At 63.4% G+C, this 18,100-nt stretch carries 20 protein-coding genes; 4 read left to right on the top strand and 16 right to left on the bottom strand.

All coding sequences use genetic code 11. The features are described 5' to 3' along the window. Positions 1–16 precede the first annotated feature (16 nt). The 7 genes from B0W80_RS17625 to B0W80_RS17595 all read right to left on the bottom strand — a co-directional run bounded on the left by B0W80_RS17625 (position 17) and on the right by B0W80_RS17595 (position 7,673). Positions 17–1,180 carry an ABC transporter ATP-binding protein gene (locus tag B0W80_RS17625; protein WP_077000452.1) on the bottom strand — a complete coding sequence of 388 codons (1,164 nt, stop codon included), beginning with the start codon at positions 1,178–1,180 and terminating at the stop codon, positions 17–19. Positions 1,181–1,191: 11 nt separating this feature from the next. Next, complete coding sequence (locus B0W80_RS17620; protein WP_077000451.1) at positions 1,192–2,331, bottom strand: FAD-dependent monooxygenase; 1,140 nt, start codon at positions 2,329–2,331, stop codon at positions 1,192–1,194. 124 nt (positions 2,332–2,455) lie between these two features. After that, positions 2,456–3,361: a LysR family substrate-binding domain-containing protein gene (locus B0W80_RS17615; RefSeq protein ID WP_077000450.1), complete on the bottom strand. Its 906-nt coding sequence runs from the start codon at positions 3,359–3,361 to the stop codon at positions 2,456–2,458. Beyond that, positions 3,358–4,419: a LysR family transcriptional regulator gene (locus tag B0W80_RS17610; RefSeq protein WP_083745461.1), complete on the bottom strand. Its 1,062-nt coding sequence runs from the start codon at positions 4,417–4,419 to the stop codon at positions 3,358–3,360. The genes B0W80_RS17615 and B0W80_RS17610 overlap by 4 nt, the downstream gene beginning before the upstream one ends. A 6-nt stretch (positions 4,420–4,425) precedes the next feature. After that, on the bottom strand, positions 4,426–5,940 hold the full coding sequence (locus tag B0W80_RS17605; RefSeq protein WP_077000448.1) for an aldehyde dehydrogenase family protein: 1,515 nt from the start codon (positions 5,938–5,940) through the stop codon (positions 4,426–4,428). Between the two features lie 141 nt (positions 5,941–6,081). Then, complete coding sequence (locus B0W80_RS17600) at positions 6,082–7,485, bottom strand: amidase (protein ID WP_077000447.1); 1,404 nt, start codon at positions 7,483–7,485, stop codon at positions 6,082–6,084. Further along, positions 7,482–7,673, bottom strand: a complete 192-nt coding sequence (locus B0W80_RS17595) for a hypothetical protein (RefSeq protein WP_077000446.1) — start codon at positions 7,671–7,673, stop codon at positions 7,482–7,484. Before B0W80_RS17595 ends, B0W80_RS17600 begins: the two co-directional genes overlap by 4 nt. A 596-nt stretch (positions 7,674–8,269) precedes the next feature. Between B0W80_RS17595 and proC the strand changes: the two genes are divergently transcribed. Together proC and B0W80_RS17585 are read left to right on the top strand one after the other, a co-directional pair. Then, a complete protein-coding gene (gene proC / locus B0W80_RS17590; RefSeq protein ID WP_077000445.1) occupies positions 8,270–9,109 on the top strand; it encodes a pyrroline-5-carboxylate reductase in 840 nt (279 codons plus the stop codon). Between the two features lie 138 nt (positions 9,110–9,247). After that, positions 9,248–9,934 carry a GntR family transcriptional regulator gene (locus B0W80_RS17585; protein ID WP_077000444.1) on the top strand — a complete coding sequence of 229 codons (687 nt, stop codon included), beginning with the start codon at positions 9,248–9,250 and terminating at the stop codon, positions 9,932–9,934. Here the strand turns inward: B0W80_RS17585 and B0W80_RS17580 are convergent. The 6 genes from B0W80_RS17580 to B0W80_RS17555 all read right to left on the bottom strand — a co-directional run bounded on the left by B0W80_RS17580 (position 9,927) and on the right by B0W80_RS17555 (position 14,345). After that, positions 9,927–10,121, bottom strand: coding sequence for a 4-oxalocrotonate tautomerase (locus tag B0W80_RS17580; protein ID WP_077000443.1), 195 nt, complete (start codon positions 10,119–10,121; stop codon positions 9,927–9,929). The two genes, B0W80_RS17585 and B0W80_RS17580, sit on opposite strands and share 8 nt — an antisense overlap. A 15-nt stretch (positions 10,122–10,136) precedes the next feature. After that, entirely contained in the window at positions 10,137–10,982 is an 846-nt protein-coding gene (locus tag B0W80_RS17575; RefSeq protein WP_077000442.1) for a VOC family protein, read from the bottom strand. 140 nt (positions 10,983–11,122) lie between these two features. Then, the gene (locus tag B0W80_RS17570) at positions 11,123–12,061 is read right to left on the bottom strand and encodes a 3-keto-5-aminohexanoate cleavage protein (RefSeq protein ID WP_077000441.1); all 939 of its coding nucleotides are present in this window, start codon (positions 12,059–12,061) and stop codon (positions 11,123–11,125) included. A gap of 26 nt (positions 12,062–12,087) precedes the next feature. Further along, positions 12,088–12,525 (bottom strand): lipocalin-like domain-containing protein, encoded by a 438-nt coding sequence (locus B0W80_RS17565; RefSeq protein WP_077000440.1) that lies wholly within the window; start codon positions 12,523–12,525, stop codon positions 12,088–12,090. 39 nt (positions 12,526–12,564) lie between these two features. After that, complete coding sequence (locus B0W80_RS17560; protein WP_077000439.1) at positions 12,565–13,332, bottom strand: cyclase family protein; 768 nt, start codon at positions 13,330–13,332, stop codon at positions 12,565–12,567. 47 nt (positions 13,333–13,379) lie between these two features. Then, on the bottom strand, positions 13,380–14,345 hold the full coding sequence (locus B0W80_RS17555) for a tripartite tricarboxylate transporter substrate binding protein (RefSeq protein ID WP_083745459.1): 966 nt from the start codon (positions 14,343–14,345) through the stop codon (positions 13,380–13,382). 251 nt (positions 14,346–14,596) lie between these two features. On the opposite strand from B0W80_RS17555, the gene B0W80_RS17550 reads away from it, so the two are divergent. Together B0W80_RS17550 and B0W80_RS36210 are read left to right on the top strand one after the other, a co-directional pair. Further along, the gene (locus B0W80_RS17550; RefSeq protein WP_011171714.1) at positions 14,597–15,337 is read left to right on the top strand and encodes a TetR/AcrR family transcriptional regulator; all 741 of its coding nucleotides are present in this window, start codon (positions 14,597–14,599) and stop codon (positions 15,335–15,337) included. A gap of 103 nt (positions 15,338–15,440) precedes the next feature. Next, positions 15,441–15,554, top strand: coding sequence for a hypothetical protein (locus B0W80_RS36210; protein ID WP_256856609.1), 114 nt, complete (start codon positions 15,441–15,443; stop codon positions 15,552–15,554). 79 nt (positions 15,555–15,633) lie between these two features. On the opposite strand, the gene B0W80_RS17540 is transcribed toward B0W80_RS36210, so the two are convergent. Genes B0W80_RS17540 through mdcG form a run of 3 tightly spaced genes read right to left on the bottom strand, consistent with a single transcriptional unit; the run spans position 15,634 to position 18,076 of the window. Beyond that, positions 15,634–16,542, bottom strand: coding sequence for an acyltransferase domain-containing protein (locus tag B0W80_RS17540; protein WP_011171713.1), 909 nt, complete (start codon positions 16,540–16,542; stop codon positions 15,634–15,636). Further along, the gene (gene mdcB, locus B0W80_RS17535; RefSeq protein WP_011171712.1) at positions 16,539–17,411 is read right to left on the bottom strand and encodes a triphosphoribosyl-dephospho-CoA synthase MdcB; all 873 of its coding nucleotides are present in this window, start codon (positions 17,409–17,411) and stop codon (positions 16,539–16,541) included. The genes B0W80_RS17540 and mdcB overlap by 4 nt, the downstream gene beginning before the upstream one ends. After that, entirely contained in the window at positions 17,408–18,076 is a 669-nt protein-coding gene (gene mdcG, locus B0W80_RS17530) for a malonate decarboxylase holo-[acyl-carrier-protein] synthase (protein ID WP_256856608.1), read from the bottom strand. The genes mdcB and mdcG overlap by 4 nt, the downstream gene beginning before the upstream one ends. Between the last annotated feature and the right edge of the window lie 24 nt (positions 18,077–18,100).

Raw genomic sequence — 18,100 nt, 5'->3', positions numbered from 1 at the left:
ACCTTTCAGGATGGTTTCAGGATTCGTCCGTGCTGAACACGCGCACGTCCTCACGATGAAACCCGACTTCGACTTGATCGCCGTGCGCGAACAGGTCGTTCTGACGGGAACGGGCCACCTTGGCCACAAGCGATTGAGGGCCAGTGTCAATGTGGTACTGATGCGAGTCGCCTAGGAAGGCTACCTGACTCACGACGCCGGAGATGCTCGCGTCGAGCGTGCCCCCTGTGCGCCCAGGCACGCGCACAAGACAGGCCTCGGGCCTAACCATGGCCGTCACCTTCGCGCCAATGCGCCAGCGCTGCGTCGATACTGCGTGCACTACGCCCAAGGATGTGAGAATTTCCAACTGCGTCCCGTTGATACGGTTGACCGCTCCGTCGATAAAATTCGCCTCGCCGACGAATCCTGCTACATAGGGGTTGCAGGGCGTTTCATACACATCCAGCGGCCTGCCCACCTGCGCCACGCGGCCAGCCTGCAGCACCACGACGCGGTCAGACATGGTGAGTGCCTCCTCTTGGTCATGGGTGACGTAAATGATGGTCTTACCCAACTCATGGTGCAAATCCTTGATCTCGACTTGCATCTCTTTGCGCAACTTGCGATCCAGCGCGCTCAGGGACTCGTCCATCAGGATCAGCGGCGGATCGAACACAGTGGCGCGCGCCAGAGCCACGCGCTGCTGCTGGCCGCCGCTTAGTTGCGATGGATAGCGCTGTGCGAGGTTTTCCATACGGACGCGCCGCAGCGCTTGTTCAATCAGCTCCCTTGCCTTGTCAGCTGGAAAGCCCCGCGCCTTCAGCGGGAACGCCACGTTTTCCTGCACCGTCATGTGCGGGAACAGCGCATAGCTCTGGAACACGAGGCCCTGGTTGCGCCGGTTGGGAGGCACCTGGTCGAGCCGCCTGCCGTCCACCAGGATCTCGCCCGCGGTAGGCTCGGTGAAGCCTGCCAAGAGCATAAGCAGGGTCGACTTGCCCGATCCGCTGGGACCAAGCAGCGATACGAACTCGCCAGCATCAATCTGAAGGCTCACGTCATCAACCGCAGCGACCCCGGCGTAGCGCTTCGTGATTCCGCGGAACTCGACAGCGCCAGTGCGCCCGGCCAGTGGCGCGCGCGAAGTGGGGTGCGCCGGGGCGGCCGCTGCGGGTTGAATTCTCAGAATGTTGTTCATCGCTACGCGGTTCAGAACGGTTGCAGAAGAAATTTCCAGAGCGACTTGACCTTCTCGCCGGTATGCGGATCTCGAAGACTCCTCGCTGAAGGATCAGCCTTGGATCGAACGCGGTCGCACGCCATCTCGAAGACCTGCTTCACGCGTGGCCAGCGGCGCTCCATGAAGGCGTGCACGCCCGCTTCCCATTCCGTGGCGCGCAACAGTTCGTCGTAAAGGACAGCCCCGTCTTCGATCGCCATGGCAGCGCCGCTGGAAGAGTGCGGCGGCAGGGCATGCGCGGCATCGCCGATGAGCAGGATGCGGCCCTTGTACCAGGGCTGGGGCATCAGCATCGCCGGATAGCGACTGAAATGAATGGCCTCGACACTCGGTAGATCAGCGAGCGCATCGCGGGCGAACGCGCCGTCGAACTGCTCGCCGAGGCGACGCACGACATCTTCGCGCCGCTTAGCGGGATCGCTCACGAAACCGTCGTCCGTTGGCTCGCCCATTACCGCATAGATCTGTTGGCCCGGAATCGGGAACAGGCCGAGATTGGTACCTCCGCTGCCCAGATAGTAAGCGCCTCGCCGCATCGAAGGTCGCGCCGGTGTCAGCCAACGCCATCCAACTTCCGCTGTTGCCTGGATGGGCGACTCGCCCCAAATCATCCGCCGCACGGTCGAGCCGATCCCGTCTGCGCCCACAACGGCGTCATACCGCGCCTCGCGACCGTCGTCGAACACAACCGACACGCCATCCGAATCGGCCAGCATGGAAACCAGTTGCCGACCGAAGAACATGGTGGCGCCCGCTGCCTCAACCACGCCGGTCAGAATGCGAGTCAGCTCCCGGCGCGCGATGATCACATTCACGGGAAAATCAATGCCGGCCGGCTGCGGCCGCTCAAGATCGACTAACGTACGGCCGTCAGCGTCGCACACGTGCATGTGCAGATTGGGGGTGCTGCATGCAAGGATTTCATCAAGCGCGCCGATTTCACGCAGAGGCGTCAACGCATTGGAAGACAGGCCCAGGGCGGCGCCGACGTTGACCGTGGTGCTAATCTCCGAGACCTCTACCGCGACGCCGGCTTTCCTCAGAAAGGCCGCACAGGTGAGCCCGGCAGAACCGCCACCCACTATCAACACACTTTTGAGAAACCTCATTTAACACCTTCCATCCAGAAATGGGTATCGATTGCCTGGAATGGATTCTGAGGTCCGGACTGTCATCGTGTTGAAACAAATGCCTATCAGGTGATAAGCCGCCCGCCACCCCGCGGCGCGCTTACTAGAGCGATTTTCCGCCCGGGTCCGCATCCACGGCCGACCGCGCCACTTGGAGGAAATGTGTGGCGATGCGCGGAGGATTGTTGACCACCAACACTGCGCAGATCTGCAACGGGCTCGCATTGAATGCCCGGAACTGCAGCGACATCGAGCGATCGGGATTCATGGCCGCGCGGATCATTGACTTGGGCACAAAAGTGGCGCCGACACCGATCGTCGCCAGCATCAACATGGTCGATCGATTCACGGCCATGGCGCCGACAATGGGCTCGATCTGCGCCTGCCGAAAGGCGGCGCGAATGTACTCGTGCCCATGCGGTTGCTGCAGCGGGTCAGCCAGCACCAACGGCTCCTGTGCGAGGTCTTCGCATCCCAGCGACACGCGTTCCGCCAGTGCGTGGTTCCTGGGCAGGGCAACGGTCCAGCGGTCCTGCCAGAGGTCGTGCATAACCAATTGCGCGTCAACATCTTGCGGCAAGGTCAGTGCAAGGTCCACATCGCGTCGCTTGACGGCCCACGTTAGTTGGGCGGCATGGCCTTCCACGACCTCGAGGCGCACCTTCGGAAACTGCGTCGAATAGCTGGCCACGATGCTGGCGAAGCGATTGGTCGTCGCTTCCTCGCACAGACCGATGCGCAAGGTTCCCGCAATCCCCTGGTCCTTGTCGGACGCGATGCGCATCGCACTGGCATGCGACGAAAGCAACCGCTCGGCCTCGATCAGGTAGTGACGCCCCGCGGATGTCAGCTGCCGGACCTGCGGGCCCTTCTTGTGGACCAACTCAGTGCCCAGTTCCTTTTCGAGCGCCGCGATGTGCGATTTGACAAAATCCCAATCCTGCCAATCGCCGTCCTCTGAAGCACGCCGGGCGAACTCGAAGAAGTACTGGAGCCGGCGCAGGTTCATCCGCGGTGCTCCGGCAAGTGCGATCCCTGGGGACCTGCGAAATCAAAGCCGCTGTTTGCCTCGCCCAATGCCGACCAGAACTCCCGCAAAGCGGATGGTGCCTGCGCGCCTCGCGAAATCGCTACCACGATCAACGGCTCGGCCCGAAAAGGCACCATCGCCATCCCTGGCAGGCCCCTTGTGGCAGCCGATGCCGGCATGAAGGTGCACACGACACCCGAGGCGACCAGCATCAACATGGTGGAACGCCGAGCCGCGCGCATGTTGATCTGCGGCTGCACCCGTTCCCGCGCGAACGCTTCCTCGATCAGCCGGTGCCCGCCCGAAGACTGCCTGCTGTGGCCGAGCACCAGCGGGACCTGCGCCAGATCCGTGGGCCCCAACTCCGACTCCACGGCGAGCGGATGGCCCGTCGGGAGCACGGCGTACCATCGTTGCGACCACAAAGGCGTGACGTGCAAATCCCGCAGATCTAGATGCTGCAGCGTGAAAGCCATATCCAGGTCTCCGGTGGCGACCGCAGACGTGAGTTCATCCAGCGTGAGTTCCACGAACTGGAAAGCGATGTGGGAATGTGCCCTCTGGCAATCACGGAATGCGGACCAGAAGCTGCTGGCGGTAGAAACTTCTTCGGCAATTCCCACCTTGAGGACGGCCGTCTTCCCCGCCGCGAGTCCGGCCGCACTGCGGCTTGCCCCACGAAGGCCGGCAAGAAGATTTCTAGCGGCCTCAAGATACTGGTGCCCCGCCGGGGTCAAGCCGACCAGACGTTGCTTGTCCCGGATCAGCAACGAAAAACCCAACTCGGACTCGAGAGCCTGCAACTGCACGCTGATAGCGGGCTGGCTGATGGCAAGGGTCTTGGCCGCTTCGCGCAGATTCAGCCGCTCGGCTACCGTGACGAAAATTTCGAGTTGACGGGAATCCATTGGATTGCACGCAAGATTTTCAGATGCATCATAGTGCGGTTCCAGCTGCGGCTGGCTCCGTGCGTGCCTGTCCGGCGCCCCGCGACGGCTGTGAAGATGTGCACCCATGCGCAGCACGACCGCGCCCATTGCACCTCATACGTCGAACTTGACGCCCTGCGCAAGTGACGGCGACCGCGAGTGGTTGATGGTGTTTGTGGCGCGGCGCATGTAGGCCTTCCACGCGTCCGAGCCCGACTCGCGGCCTCCGCCGGTTTCCTTCTCGCCACCGAAAGCGCCGCCAATCTCGGCGCCGGAGGTTCCGACATTCACGTTGGCGATGCCGCAGTCCGAGCCGTCGGACGCTAGAAACGCTTCGGTCTCACGCACGTCGTTGCTGAAGACAGAGCAAGACAAGCCCTGTGGCACGTCGTTCTGCAGCGCCACGGCATCCTCAAAGTCCTCGTACGTCAGCACATACAGAATCGGCGCAAAGGTTTCGCGGCGCACCGTGTCAGTCTGTCCCGGCATCTCGACAATGGCAGGGCGCACGTAGTAGGCATGGGGATACTGCTCGCGCAGTTCGCGCTCGCCTCCCGTCACCTTGCCTCCATCCGAGGCCGCGGATTTCAGCGTAGCCTGCATTCTCTCGAAGCTGGCGCCATCGATCAGGGGACCGACCAGCGTGGCGTCGTCCAGCGGATTGCCCACTGGCATCCTGGCATATAGCTTTTTCAGCCGTGCCACGAGCGCATCACGCACACTCGCATGAACGATCAAGCGGCGCGTGGTCGTGCAGCGCTGCCCGCAGGTTCCTGCCGCCGCGAAGGCGATGCCGCGTACGGTCAGGTCCAGATCAGCAGTGGGAGTGACGATCACCGCGTTGTTGCCGCCGAGCTCCAGCAGGCATCGGCCAAATCGAGCGGCCACGCGCGGACCTACCTGCGCGCCCATCCGCGTGCTGCCGGTAGCCGACACCAGCGCCACCCAAGGGTTGTCGACCACGACCTCGCCGATGTCGCGCAGGCCGATCAGCACTTCGCTCAGGCCTTGCGGTGCCTCACCGAAGCGGGCTAGTGCACGTTGCAAGATCGCCTGGCAGGCCAACGCCGTCAACGGCGTCTTCTCCGAGGGCTTCCAGACGACCGCGTCACCGCAGACGATGGCCAGTGCGGCATTCCAGGCCCACACGGCGGCGGGGAAGTTGAAAGCGCTGATGACGCCCACGACGCCAAGTGGATGCCAAGTCTCCATCATGCGATGCCCTGGCCGTTCAGAGGCGATGGTGAGCCCGTAGAGCTGCCGCGACAGGCCGAGCGCGAAATCGCAGATGTCGATCATCTCCTGAACTTCACCCAAGCCCTCACTGAGGATTTTGCCGGTCTCGATGGCGATGAGGCTCCCGAGCGCCTCCTTTTCGGTTCGCAACTGGGCGCCAAACAATCGGATCAGTTGCCCGCGACGCGGCGCTGGAACCATGCGCCACTGCTTAAATGCCTCGTGCGCGCGCGCGACGCTGGCCATCGCATCGTCGGCAGAGTGCTGGTGCACGCGCGCGATCTCCGCACCATCAATTGGCGAGTTCACGCGCAATGTTCCGCCGCCAGCCGCTCGGGCAATACCTAGCTGCGTAAGAAGTGATTCAATTGTTTGAACAGTGGTAGTGGTCATGGCAGAGCTTGGTCGAGGAAAAAGCAGATCGAGATCTTGATTTCAAACAAGCGCGCGCCGCTCGAGCCAGACGACACCACGACATTGCACCGCTATCGGCCGAGACAAACGCCTGGCGCAGTGACGAAGAGGCAAGACAGCCTACCGGCCGCTGCTCTCGGCGGTCCAGCGGCGCCGGTGCCATGGCGTGCAGGCTTGGTAGCCGCGTGCTACACCGAGCACGCGCGCATCGGCATCGGTGCGCCCGGCAATCTGCAAGCCGATCGGCAGGCCCTTGTCGTCTTCTCCCATCTGGACCGAGATGCCGCAAAGGTCCAGCAGGTTTCCGATGCGGGCGAACCGCACGGGTGGGTTAGTGTGGTCGACGCTCTCAAGCGGACGCGCAGTACACTGGGACGTGGGCGTGAGAAAGACATCCAGATCCCCGAGGGAACAAGAGAGCAGCCGCTTGAGTTCCGCACGCCGCCTGCGGGCGTCGACGTACTTGGTCGCGCCGATCCTGGCGCCGGTGAGGATCCGCGATCGCACGGAAGCATCCATCCGCAAGGCCTCGTCGGCGGCTAGATGGCCCCAGCTCGCCGCGGCCTCGGACAGCATGATGGTGCTTGACACGTCGGTCAGTTCGTCGAAGGTGGTCGGCAACGCGAGCTGCTGGAGATGCGCTCCCTGTTCGCGGAAGGTATCGAGCGCACGCCCATAGGCACGATGGATCTCGGGCTGCAGGCCCTCGAGGTCCGCCGATCCGAGATAGCCGACGCGCAGGCCCCGCAGCGGAGGGTTGGCGCCCGCCTGAAGTTCCGATGGCGGGAACGCGTGCGTATCGCCAGTAAGCGTAGCAAACATCAGGGCCGCGTCTTCGGCGGTCTGTGCAAGCACGCCGACACTGTCTAGCGTCGTGCTCAACGGCACCACGCCTTCACTGGACAGCCGCCCCTTCGTTGGCTTGAAGCCGGTCACCCCGCACAGCGAGGCCGGCACGCGCACGGAGGCACCTGTGTCGGTGCCAATAGAGAGCGGGACCATGCCGGCTGCGACCGCCACCGCGGAACCGCTGCTGGAGCCGCCCGGGGAAAGGTGCGCCTTGCCGCCCCACGGGTTGCGCGGTGCGCCCATGTATTCGTTGGTGCCCCACGCGCCCAGCGCAAGCTCGACCATGTGCGTTTTGCCCACGATGACCGCGCCGCACGAAAGAAGACGCTGCGCGATCCACGCATTGCTGGTGGCCACGTGATTCGCGAGGAGCGTCGAGCCGGCCGTGGTCGGGCGGCCAGCCAGGTCGACGTTGTCCTTCAATGCGACCGGGATGCCGTGCAGCGGCCCTAACCAGTTGCCGGCTCGGATCTGGTTGTCCGCAGCCTGTGCGGCCAGCAATGCTTCCTTTGCGTAGACCCCGACGAAGGCATGCAGCCGGTCATCCAACTGCTCAATGCGCTGCAGCGTGTACTCGGCGAGATCGACCGAACTGCACGCACCGGAGCGCAGCATCGCGCCCATCGAGACAAGGCTCGGAAAACCTTCGGCGAGGACCTGCGAAGCCGGCTTCATGCCTGCACTCCCATGGCCTTGGCGATCAGAGTCGAGGTGCCTTTCAACCGAACGGGCACGTCGTATTGCCCATTTTCGCCGGACTCTTTGATGCGCTGCAAAGTGCCGGTATGCGGCTGGGCGCTGACCCCAGTGGCGGCAGCAACGCCGCAGTTGCCCAGGACGAATCGTAGGAGAGTTGCTTTCATGAGAGCTCCTGAGGATGGGCAATGCCCGGGTTGATGAAACAGTCGAGAGAATTCGGCGCTGTAAGTGGCATTTCGAGTGAACCTCGTCACTGCAGTTCGCAGATTTTTGCGCGGGATTTGCGAATCTGACTCCATTTTACGATCCTGTAATGGATCCAATGATGTGCATGGGTTGCTCGCGAATAGCAGATTATGCAAGTCGTCTTTTGGAGGATTACTCGATGATCAGGCTGATCTACTGAACTTTTCACTACGAAAGTCCTTACACAACCTCCTCCACAAGAACACTCCGGCAACAGTGGTCACACCACCGGCCTGGATCCGGCGCAACTCGGCCCCTGCGCGCGAAGGGGGCGTGGTCGGTTTCAAGGATGGCGAAGAGATCGCCAACGATGACTTCTGGACGTTCCCGACAACCTCCTGATCCAAGCCGCGCTGGCGAAAGACTCAGGGCAGACTCATGCTTGAGGATGCCAACGACCCGACCGAACGGTTGGCTGACTAGTGATTTGTTCAGCAACGCGCCACAACTAAGCACAAATGTTCAGATCACATTCGCCCAGAATTCGCTTCTTCAAACTACGTGAGAAGAGCATATGACCGATTCATCGTTTCCTCGTCAGCTGGCGTTTGTCGGGGGTGGGCAAATGGCATCGGCGCTCGCGGGCGGATTGGTCCAGGCGGGGTGGCCGGCGCAAGCCATCCTGATTGTCGAACCGGCGGCAAGCCAGCGTTCCAAGCTGGAATCCCTGCTGGGTGTCCTAACCGCCGAACGTGCCGACGAGTCTCTGCGAAGAGCGGACGTCATCGTCTGGGCCGTCAAGCCGCAAGTGCTCCGCGAGGCAGTTGAATCGATCCAGCCCTTCATCGGTACCCCCCTGCACGTCAGCATTGCGGCTGGCATCTCCTCGGAAGACCTGGCGGCATGGACCGGGTCGCGTCGCATCGTTCGCGTCATGCCAAACACGGGTGCGCTGGTGGGTGCCGGCGTCTCTGGGATTCTGGCTCTCGACGGGGTGACGCCAGACGACCGTGAGCTTGTCGCGCAGATCCTATTGGGCACTGGCGACTCCTTCTGGGTCGGCTCGGACGAACGCCTCGACGCAGTCACCGCCGTTTCAGGCAGTGGGCCTGCCTACGTGTTTCACTTCCTCGAGGCTTTCCAGCGTGCTGCGCAGGCCCATGGCTTCGATGAAAAGCAGGCCCGCGAGCTTGTACTCCAAACGACAGCCGGCGCGATCGCGCAGGCCCGTTCTTCCGACACGCCCTTCGGCACGCTGCGTCTGAACGTAACGTCCAAGCGCGGCACCACGGAGGCGGCCATTGCCACGCTGGACGCCCAAGGCACCGGTAAGGCGCTCGAGGCTGCAGTGCACGCTGCCTACGTTCGAGCTGGCCAACTCGCGAAGGAATTCGGCGCGGCGCGTCCGTGCTGAGCGCCTTGCGGCCGGGCGGCCCGTTGCGATATCAAGCCCGCGTAGGGAGTTCCTCAACAAGATCCTCCAGCAGTGGTCGCTGATCCATTATTGGATTCGAAAGTAAGATTGGGACTTTGCGACCGACGAGGTTTTTCGATGTCCAACGCGCCTTCCGCTGGAGAAGTCGTTCTTTCTGCCGATGCTGTCACCGACACGCTGCGCGACATGATACTTTCCGGGATGCTGGGTATCGGAGTGCAACTGAAGCAGGAAGCACTTGCTAAACGTTTCGGCGTGAGCCGCATCCCGATTCGTGAAGCACTCAATCGCTTGCAGGCTGAAGGACTGATCGACCATACCCCACACCAGGGATCGATCGTTGCCAGTCGCTCCATACCTGAGTTGATCGAGATCCTGGACATCCGCATCGGCTTGGAAACACGGGCGCTCTCGCTCGCCATCCCGCGGATGAAAACCGGTGATCACAAGAAGGCTCGCGAAATCATTGCTCGATACGATGGCAGCGAGTCACCAGTCGAATGGTCAGAACTCAACCTTGAGTTTCACCTTTGCCTCTATGCCCCCTGCGGGCGGCCGAAGCTTCTGAAGATGATCGAGGAGATAGTTCGCGGGATCGGCGTCCATCTGCGCGCACAGCAGTCGTACAAGTCCGGCCGAAAGACGCCGCAAGCTGAGCACCGCGAGATTCTTAAGGCCTGCATCGCCAAGGACGTCGCAGGCGCGGTCACGCTCCTCGAGACCCACATCGAACACACCCAACGCGCGCTGGAGAACGTTGTTGCAAGCGGAATCGGTGGGACCGCTTGCGGCCCGTTCAGGTAGCGCTCGGCTGACCTAAGAATTTCCCTGCGACGGCCCAGTCCGACGATTTCACGTCGGAAAATATCACGTGAACCGATTCGGGCGGGCACCCGCAATGCTCGACCATCGACTTGGTCACGTCGTCCACCACCTTCTGTTTCTGCTCATGGGTGCGTCCGGCGGACAATTCAACACGAATCACTGGCATGTATTCCTCCCTGTATCAGGCTTGCTTAAAGTAGAGATGAGCGCCGCACGCGTCGGCGGCGTTGACCGCCAAGACACCTTCGACCTCACGGAAGCGAACGCCGTTGCCCTCGAATAACCGCCTAGTTTCGGCCACGTCCTTGACGAGCAGTGTTGCTGCGGCCAAGTAGGCATCGCCACGCGCCTGCTGGGCATCGCCGCGACGCTCTGCCTCTGCCGCGGTGATCAGCTCCACATTGGCGCCTTCTTCGAAATTCAGCCAAAGCCGATCGGCCTGTCGCTTCACATTCTGGGCTCCAAGCAACAGCGTGTACGCCTTCTCGGCCGCATCGAAGTCCTTGACTACACCGGTCAGCCGACCAAACGAGACCACACCGTTCGGGTGGTCGAGCCAGCCAGGTTGGCGCAAATCGTTCCAAGTCAGGTGCTCACACAGGTTGGCGTGTGTCAGCCCGGGATACAGGTCGTGGCCTAGCATCACTGTCTTGAAGTGCAGATCGAGTGTCTTGTCCTCGAGCACAAGCTTCCGGTTGAGCGCCTTAGGAGGCTCGATCGTCACCCCGGTCGCCCGGGCTTCGGAATAGCTCTCGTCCGCGTTCTTCGAATTGAATGCGACGCCGCATAACCCTTCGCCATGGACAAGGAACTTGTCCAGCCCGGCCAGGAACTTGTCGGAATCCCCGATCCCGCGGATCTCGAGGTAGTCGTCGGAGAACAAGATGCAGACGTTGGCAGTGCCCCATTCGCGGTGCCGACCCGCAGGTGGGACAACAAATCCCAGTTGCTTGTACCGTTCACGAGCGGGTTCGAGATCGTTGACGGCGGCCACGGGGTGGTCAACTCTTCCGACTCTGGCTGTCATGGAAAGACTCTTTGCGTGTTGGCGCGTTGAAACACCTGCGCTCTGTTCGATTGGAATATTGGATCCTCATAAGGATACAGCTTGCGAGAGACAGCCGCACCGCCTTCGTGACTCTCTTGCGGCGTGATCGGTGAATGGAATCAGAACTTCACCGCGTCACTTCCCTTAAGCGACAGGATTTCGCGCGCTTCATCGGGCGTCGCAATCTCCTGGCCGAGGCCTTCCAACAGTTCCCGCACCTTGCGCACCTGCTGCGCATTCGATTCGGCCAACTCCCCGCGGGAGATCAGCAGCGAGTCTTCCAGGCCGACACGCACGTGGCCGCCCATGGTTGCCGCGGCCGTGGCCAAGCTCATCTGGCTGGCACCGGCGCCCAGCACGGACCATCGGTACTGGTCGCCGAACAGTTTGTCTGCTGTGCGCTTCATGAAGACCAGGTTCTCCAGGTCGGCGCCGATGCCACCCAGGATGCCCAGCACGAACTGGATGAAGATCGGCGCTTTGAACATACCGGAATCGACGCAGAACTTCAGGTTGTACAGGTGGCCGACGTCATAGCACTCATGCTCGAACTTGATGCGATGATCCGTGCCAAGTTCTTCCGCCACCATCCCGATGTCCCGAAAGGTGTTGCTGAAGATGTAGTTGTCCGACTCGCGCAGATAGGGCTCTTCCCAGTCGAACTTCCACTTGTTGTAGCGCTGCGCCAGCGGATGCATCGAGAAGTTCATGCTGCCCATGTTCAGTGAGCACATTTCGGGTGAGAAACGCTTGGCTGGCGCGATGCGTTCTGCCACGGTGTTGCGCAAACTGCCGCCGGTGGAAAGGTTGATCACCGCGTTGGTGGACGCCTTGATCTCGGGCAGGAACCCGAGAAAGTGCTCGGAGTCGATGGACACGGCGCCGTTCTTTGGATGGCGAGCGTGCAGGTGCAGCACGGCTGCGCCCGCCTTGGCCGCATCGATAGCTTGGCGTGCGATGTCTTCGGGACGAAAGGGCAACGCGTCCGACATGGTCGGCGTGTGGATGGCGCCGGTCACGGCGCAGGTGATGATGATCTTGCGAGAGGGCTTGGACATGGAGGGCTGCTTGTGGGCGATGGAACTCAGGACTCGGCAGGCTCGCGCTGCCAGACCAGCTTGATAACGGTTTCGACGCCGTTCTGCATTTGCGGTGCCGTCTTCAGTACGGCGGTGTCCTTCTCAAAGCTCAGGGCGCGGCGCAGCGCCGTTCCCACCCAGTTCGCATACGTGGAGACGTCGACCCAGTGCGAAACCCAGCCGGCCTCCAGCGTGAAGCGCCCGGCGTAGGCAATGGAGGACTTGTAGGCCTGCGCGCGCTGCGCTTCCGGCGCGGCCTGCCGGTCGCCGTCAAGCGGCTCTCGGCCATCGTGGGTGATGAGCGCCATCATGCGCCCGTCGCTGCCGTAGTGGATGACTCCGGACGGCTGCGCGCCATAGACGTCGTACAGGCGTTCGCCTCCGGCGCCGACGGCATACGCCTCTCGCAGGAACCATGTTCCGATCAGGTCACTCGTGTTCACGCGGTACTCCAGGTTAGGGGGTTTCGTTTGGTTGGTCAGTCAGGGGAAGATGGCCACAGCGCGTACCCAACCCGCCGACGCGGCGCGGATCTTCACAGGAAAGCAGATCACCTGGAAACCCGTGGCGGGCAGCAAGTGCAGATTGGTCACCTTCTCCATCTGGAAGTAGCCAATCTCCCGACCCGCCTTGTGGCCCTCCCAAATCAGTGACGCATCCTGCGTTTCGCGGTAGCGCTGGGCGGTGTACCTGAACGGTGCGTCCCAGGACCAGGCGTCGGTTCCCACGACCCGGACGCCGCGCTCTGTCAGGTACAGCGTGGCGTCCCGTCCCATGCCACAGCCGCTGTCCAGGTAGCCGTCCTTGCCGTAGTGCGCCGCGGCGCCCGTGTTGACGAGCACGATGTCCAGGGGTTGCAGGGCATGGCCGATGCGCTTCAGTTCGACTTCGACCTCATCGGCGCGCACCACATGGCCGTTCGGTAGGTTCCGGAAGTCGAGCTTCACGCCCGGCCGATAGCACCAGTCCAGCGGCACCTCGTCGATGGTTGCGGCGCGCTCCCCCCGGTTCATCGTCGATGCGTAGTGCCATGGCGCGTCCATGTGCGTGCCGTTGTGCGTCGACAGGTCCAGGCGCTCAACCGCCCACGCCTCTCCGTCAGGCAGATCCTCGGGGCGCAAGCCGGCGAAGGGCTCGGCCAGAGCCGCGAAAGTTTCCCGATGGTGTTGATAGCGGATCTTTGGGCCGTTGCCCGGTCGGTCCACGGGCAGGTCATTCTCGATAGCGACGGACAGGTCGATGATCTTCATGGGGCCAATTCGTTGGAGGAGAAGGGGCAACGCATTGGTGGGTGGCGTCACTGCTTGCTCAAACCGATCGCGCGCACAAGTTCCGGCCACGCGCGGTTTTCTCTCGCGAGGAAGTCCGATGCCTCGGCGACCGAGCCACCGGTGGCCTCGCTTGCGTTGTCGTGCAGCGTCTGAATCACGTCGGGCTGCTTGAGGATGGCGTTGACCTCAGCATTCAGGCGCGTTACCACGTCCGCCGGCGTGCCGGCGGGTGCCACAAGCATGAACCACAAGGAGAAATCGATGCCGGCCAGGCCCTGCTCTTCGAACGTGGGCACGTCCGGCAGGGCCTGCGCCCGCTGGCGGGTGGACACAGCCAGGGCATTGAGCTTTCCGGACTGGATGAAGGAGCGGACCGTGCCGACGTTGTCGCACAGTGCCTGCACGTTGCCGCTGAGCACGTCGGTGATAGCCGGCGCCGCGCCCTTGTAGGGAATGTTGTTCACCGTGATGCCGGCCGAGCGGGCGAACAGGCCGGCGCAGATGTGCTGCGGCGATCCTTCTCCGGCATTGGCGATGTTCAGTTGGCCAGGCTTGCCCTTGGCGCTCACCAACAAGTCCTTGAGCCCTTCTTTCGACGCCCCGGCGCCGGTGACGAGCACCAAGGCCGCGGACGAGACCTTGACGACCGGCGCGAATGCCTTGGACGGCTGGTAAGGCATCTTCTGGAACAGGCTCGGATTGACGGCTAGGGGTCCCAGTCCTGCCAACAGGAGGGTGTACCCATCGGCCGGCGACTTGGCCACTGCGTCCGAGCCAATGATGCCGTTGGCCCCGGCCCTGTTCTCGACAATGACCGGCTGGGCCAGGCGCGCGGCCAGCTTCGCGGCTAGCAGCCGGGCAATGTTGTCGGTGCCGCCCCCGGGCGCGTAGGGCACCACCAGGCGAACAGGTCGCTCCGGGTATTGCGCCGCAGCCGACAGGCCCACCATGGCAAAGGTCAACAGGGTGCTTTGTAGTACCAATTTCATCATCTCGGATCCTCCAATCTCCGCAACACGCCGCAATGTTAGTTATTCGACCGACTAAGTTAAATAAGGGAAAACCCCAATGACGACCGCCGCCACTTGCCAGAGCGTCGGCAGCGCACGCCTGATATGGCAACCGCTCTATCGTATTATTAGTTCGTTGACTAACTAAATATTGAGTGCGCCGCGCGTTCATTGGTTGATTTCCTTCTCTTCCAACTGGCGACTCATTTCTTCGCGGGCGGTAGCGCAAAGGCATGGGACAGAAGATTCATCTCGACGACACAGCGGCTGCAACCGAACAACCGCAGCAGCGACGGCGCAAGAGTGACGCACGCGAAAACATCCTGCGGGCGTCCGAACGTCTGTTCGCGGAGCACGGATTCACCGGCTGCTCGTTGCGGAACGTTGCCGACACTGCCGGGGTGAATCAAGGGATGATCCATTACTTTTTTCGAAGCAAGGAAGCCCTTTTCCAAGAGACATATCTGCGCTGCGGGACCCCAATGGTCGCTGAACGCATGCGACTACTCGACGCTGAGGAAGCAGCCGCAAAAGGGGGGGCGATCCAGCTGGAGCGCCTCGTCGAAATTTTCCTGACCCCCGCCTTCAGGCTTGCGATGAGCGGTGAGAGCGGGCGTGCGTTTCTGCGCATGCAGGCTCACCTGCAGCTGGACGGCACGCAGTTCGGGAATGAACTGCGCCAGCGTCTGTACGATGACTCATCGAGTCGCTTCGTCGCGGCCTTCAGACGAAGTCTTCCGGATGTATCGCGCGAGGACGTCTCTTGGCGTTTCATTTTCATGCTCGGCGCCTACCAGTACGCTTTAGCGGACACAGGCCGCATCGAAGTGGTTTCAGACAGCCTCTGCTCTGGCAAGAACTTTGCCGAGTCTCTGCGCCAGATAGTGCCTTTTCTCGCCGCCGCCATGCGCGCACCCAGATTGTCCGTTGGCAGTCTTGTCATGCCCGTGACCGGCGAGGACTTGGCCCGGTAAGAACCGGACTTCATGAGCGACGACGGGATGAAACACGCGCGTCCTTTCGAAGGCCGCCGATGAACCAAAGATCTCAGCGCCCGAACGCGCATCCCTCGAGCTCTTGAGCGAGGTCGTAGTGCGCCAGCCGATCGCTGAAGCGCGCCAGTTGAACGAAAGTGCTTGCGGCCTTCGCGCGTCTGTTCTCGGCGAGTTGCTTCGGGACTGCAGAGCGTGAAGACCCTGCGCCTCTGCCTACGACTCGACCGTGACCTGGATAATTGCCGACCGGCAGGTCCGATTCAACGGGCGCGCGATCAGGGAGCGATCGTCCGGGTCACCCACGCCGCGATGCCGGCGACGCTACGGAACTCGTCCGCCGAACGCGCCGGGACATGCGCAAAGCGCTCGTTCCATATGCGCGCCAAGGCCTGTCCCGGGCCGATTTCGAGTACACACGACACCCGCCTGGCGGCGATGGCCTCCATGCATTCGTCCCAGCGCACCGTGTGGTCGATCTGCGCAGCCAGTGCCTCGTGCGCTTGCGCCTGGTCGACGCGGCCGCCGGAAAAATTGCTGAGCAGGGTCATCCGCGGCGCGGCGAAGGACAGCGTGGAGATCGCACGCGCGAAACCGTTCGCGGCTTCCGCCATCCATGGCGTGTGCGAAGCGACGTTCACATTGATGAGGGGGGTGCAGCGCGCACCCAGTCGCAACGCCGTGTCGGTGGCAGCCGCCAGCGCGACCCGCGGACCGCCCACCACGGCGCTGTCGAGTCCGTTGCGGATCGCGATCGCCAGCCCAGCGGCGCCGCACAGCTGCTCCAACGCGGGGCCAGCAAGTCCGCTGATCGCCAGCAGGCCAGCCTCAGCGTCGCCCGCCTCGCGATCCATCAGCGCGGCTCTTCGCAGCGCCAGGTCGATCGCGGTGGCCGGGCCGTAGACACCTGCCGCGGCGAAGGCGGCCAGCTCGCCGACGCTGTAGCCGGCGACCACTGCGGGCGTCGGCAGATGCGCCGCGAGCTGCGACCAAGCTGCGCAGGCGAGGCCGACCAGCAGCGGCTGTGCATGCGCGTTGCGGCCGGCCCAGTGCGGATCGGCCAGCCGAGCCCGCCAGTCGCTACCCAGGGCATCGGCCACCGCACACACCGAGTCGTCCCGGGCGAGCCACGGCAGCATCCCGGCGTGCTGCATGCCTTGCCCCGAGAAAATCAGCGCAAGGCTCATGCAGTGCCGCAGATGCGCTGCAGCCAGCAGGCCGCAGCCAGTGCGTCGGCCGCACCGCCCGGGGACAGTCGACGCGCAACGAAGTCGCGGTGCACGGCCCTTGCATGCTGCAGGCCATTGGGCGCGGCGATGCCGCCGCGGTCGATGAATCGGCGCGCGGCTGCCTGTGCGAAATGCAGCCCGTCGAGCCCGCCGCGGTGCGCCAGATTGCTGTCGTCGAGCACCGCCATGACCGCGAACAGCGTGTCGATGCGGGCCTGCTGCGGAGTCAGGCCTTGCGCACTCGCACGCTCCAGCGCCGGTGCGGCGGTCTCGAAGATCACCGGAAAACCCTGCGCCGCTTCCTCCGATGCGCTACGCAGGCCGTAGCGGCGCGCCGCGATACCGCCCGGCAGCACCGGGACCCGCTGCGCGCGTTCGGCAAGAGCCGCGCCCCAATGGCGGCGCAAAGCGGCGCGCAGCGTGGCCGGATGCAATCGCCCCCCTTCGGACTCCACCGCGCCTGCGGCTGCGCACAACAGGCCGAGCGAGAAGACCGCGCCGCGATGAGTGTTGATGCCCACCGTGGCGGCCAGCATGCGCTTCTCGGCCGCGATGCCGCAGGCTTCGAGACTGGCGAAAGGAACACGCCCTCGGCCCAGTTCGAAAATCGCCGGAAAGTAGTGACGCAGCGCGAACAGGCTCCGCATGAAGGTGTGGGCGTCCATGTCCTGGTGGCTGCCGTTGTCAAGGAAGGACACCAGCCCGGGCTTGGGCCACAGCGCCAGCTCGTCGTGTAGAGCGAACACCGCTGCGCGGCCTATGTCCTGCGCACCCGCAGCTGTCTCGAGCGGGCCGGACGCCGCGCGAACTCGCAGCGCCGCCTTCATGCCACCACCTCGTCGTGCGCACGAAAGCCGATCGTCGCGTCCGACTCTGCCAGCGTGGCGCCGTCCAGCCGTTTGACCAGCAGCCGGCGCGTGCGGCCGGCGCGCCAGGCGTGCCATTCGCGCCAAGCGACCGCGGCGCCGTCCGGAAAGACCAATTCGCCATCGAGCCGCACTCGCTGACCAGCGGCGAAATCCTCCAGCTCCCGGGCGACCGAATCGGCATGGACAACATCGTCGACCCCGATCCAGAGGTCGATGTCGGACCCAGGGTGCACGTGGTCGAGTCCGCTGAGCAGTTGCCAGCCATGGCTGCCGTACACGCGGGCGCCAGCATGGAGCGCGCCCAGCGCGGCGTCCAGCACCCGCCACGCCGCGCGCACCGGGCGCGGCAGCAGGCGCCCCGCCTCGGCGGCACGCGGGAACTCGTCAAAACACACAAGGGCCCGACGCGCGACCTGCAGCGCCAACCGCCTGCGGCCCCAGCGCAGCGGTGCCGGCAGGCCCAGCGCGATCGGTGCGGCATCCGCGTGCTGATCGGGCGGACCCTGGCGGGTCACGACAAGCGGCAGCCGGTGCGCGGCCCAGTGCATCAGGCAGGCCCGCGCCTCCTCGTCCCAGGCGCGCGCAAGCACCTCATGCCAGCCGGCAGCGGAGAGATAGGCCAAGCGATGGCGACGCAGCGGAACCAT

The organism is Variovorax sp. KK3, from assembly GCF_001984055.1.
Lineage (GTDB): Bacteria > Pseudomonadota > Gammaproteobacteria > Burkholderiales > Burkholderiaceae_C > Variovorax.
The sequence above is the reverse complement of the archived record's forward strand: the minus strand, read 5'-3'. Positions and strand labels throughout refer to the sequence as shown.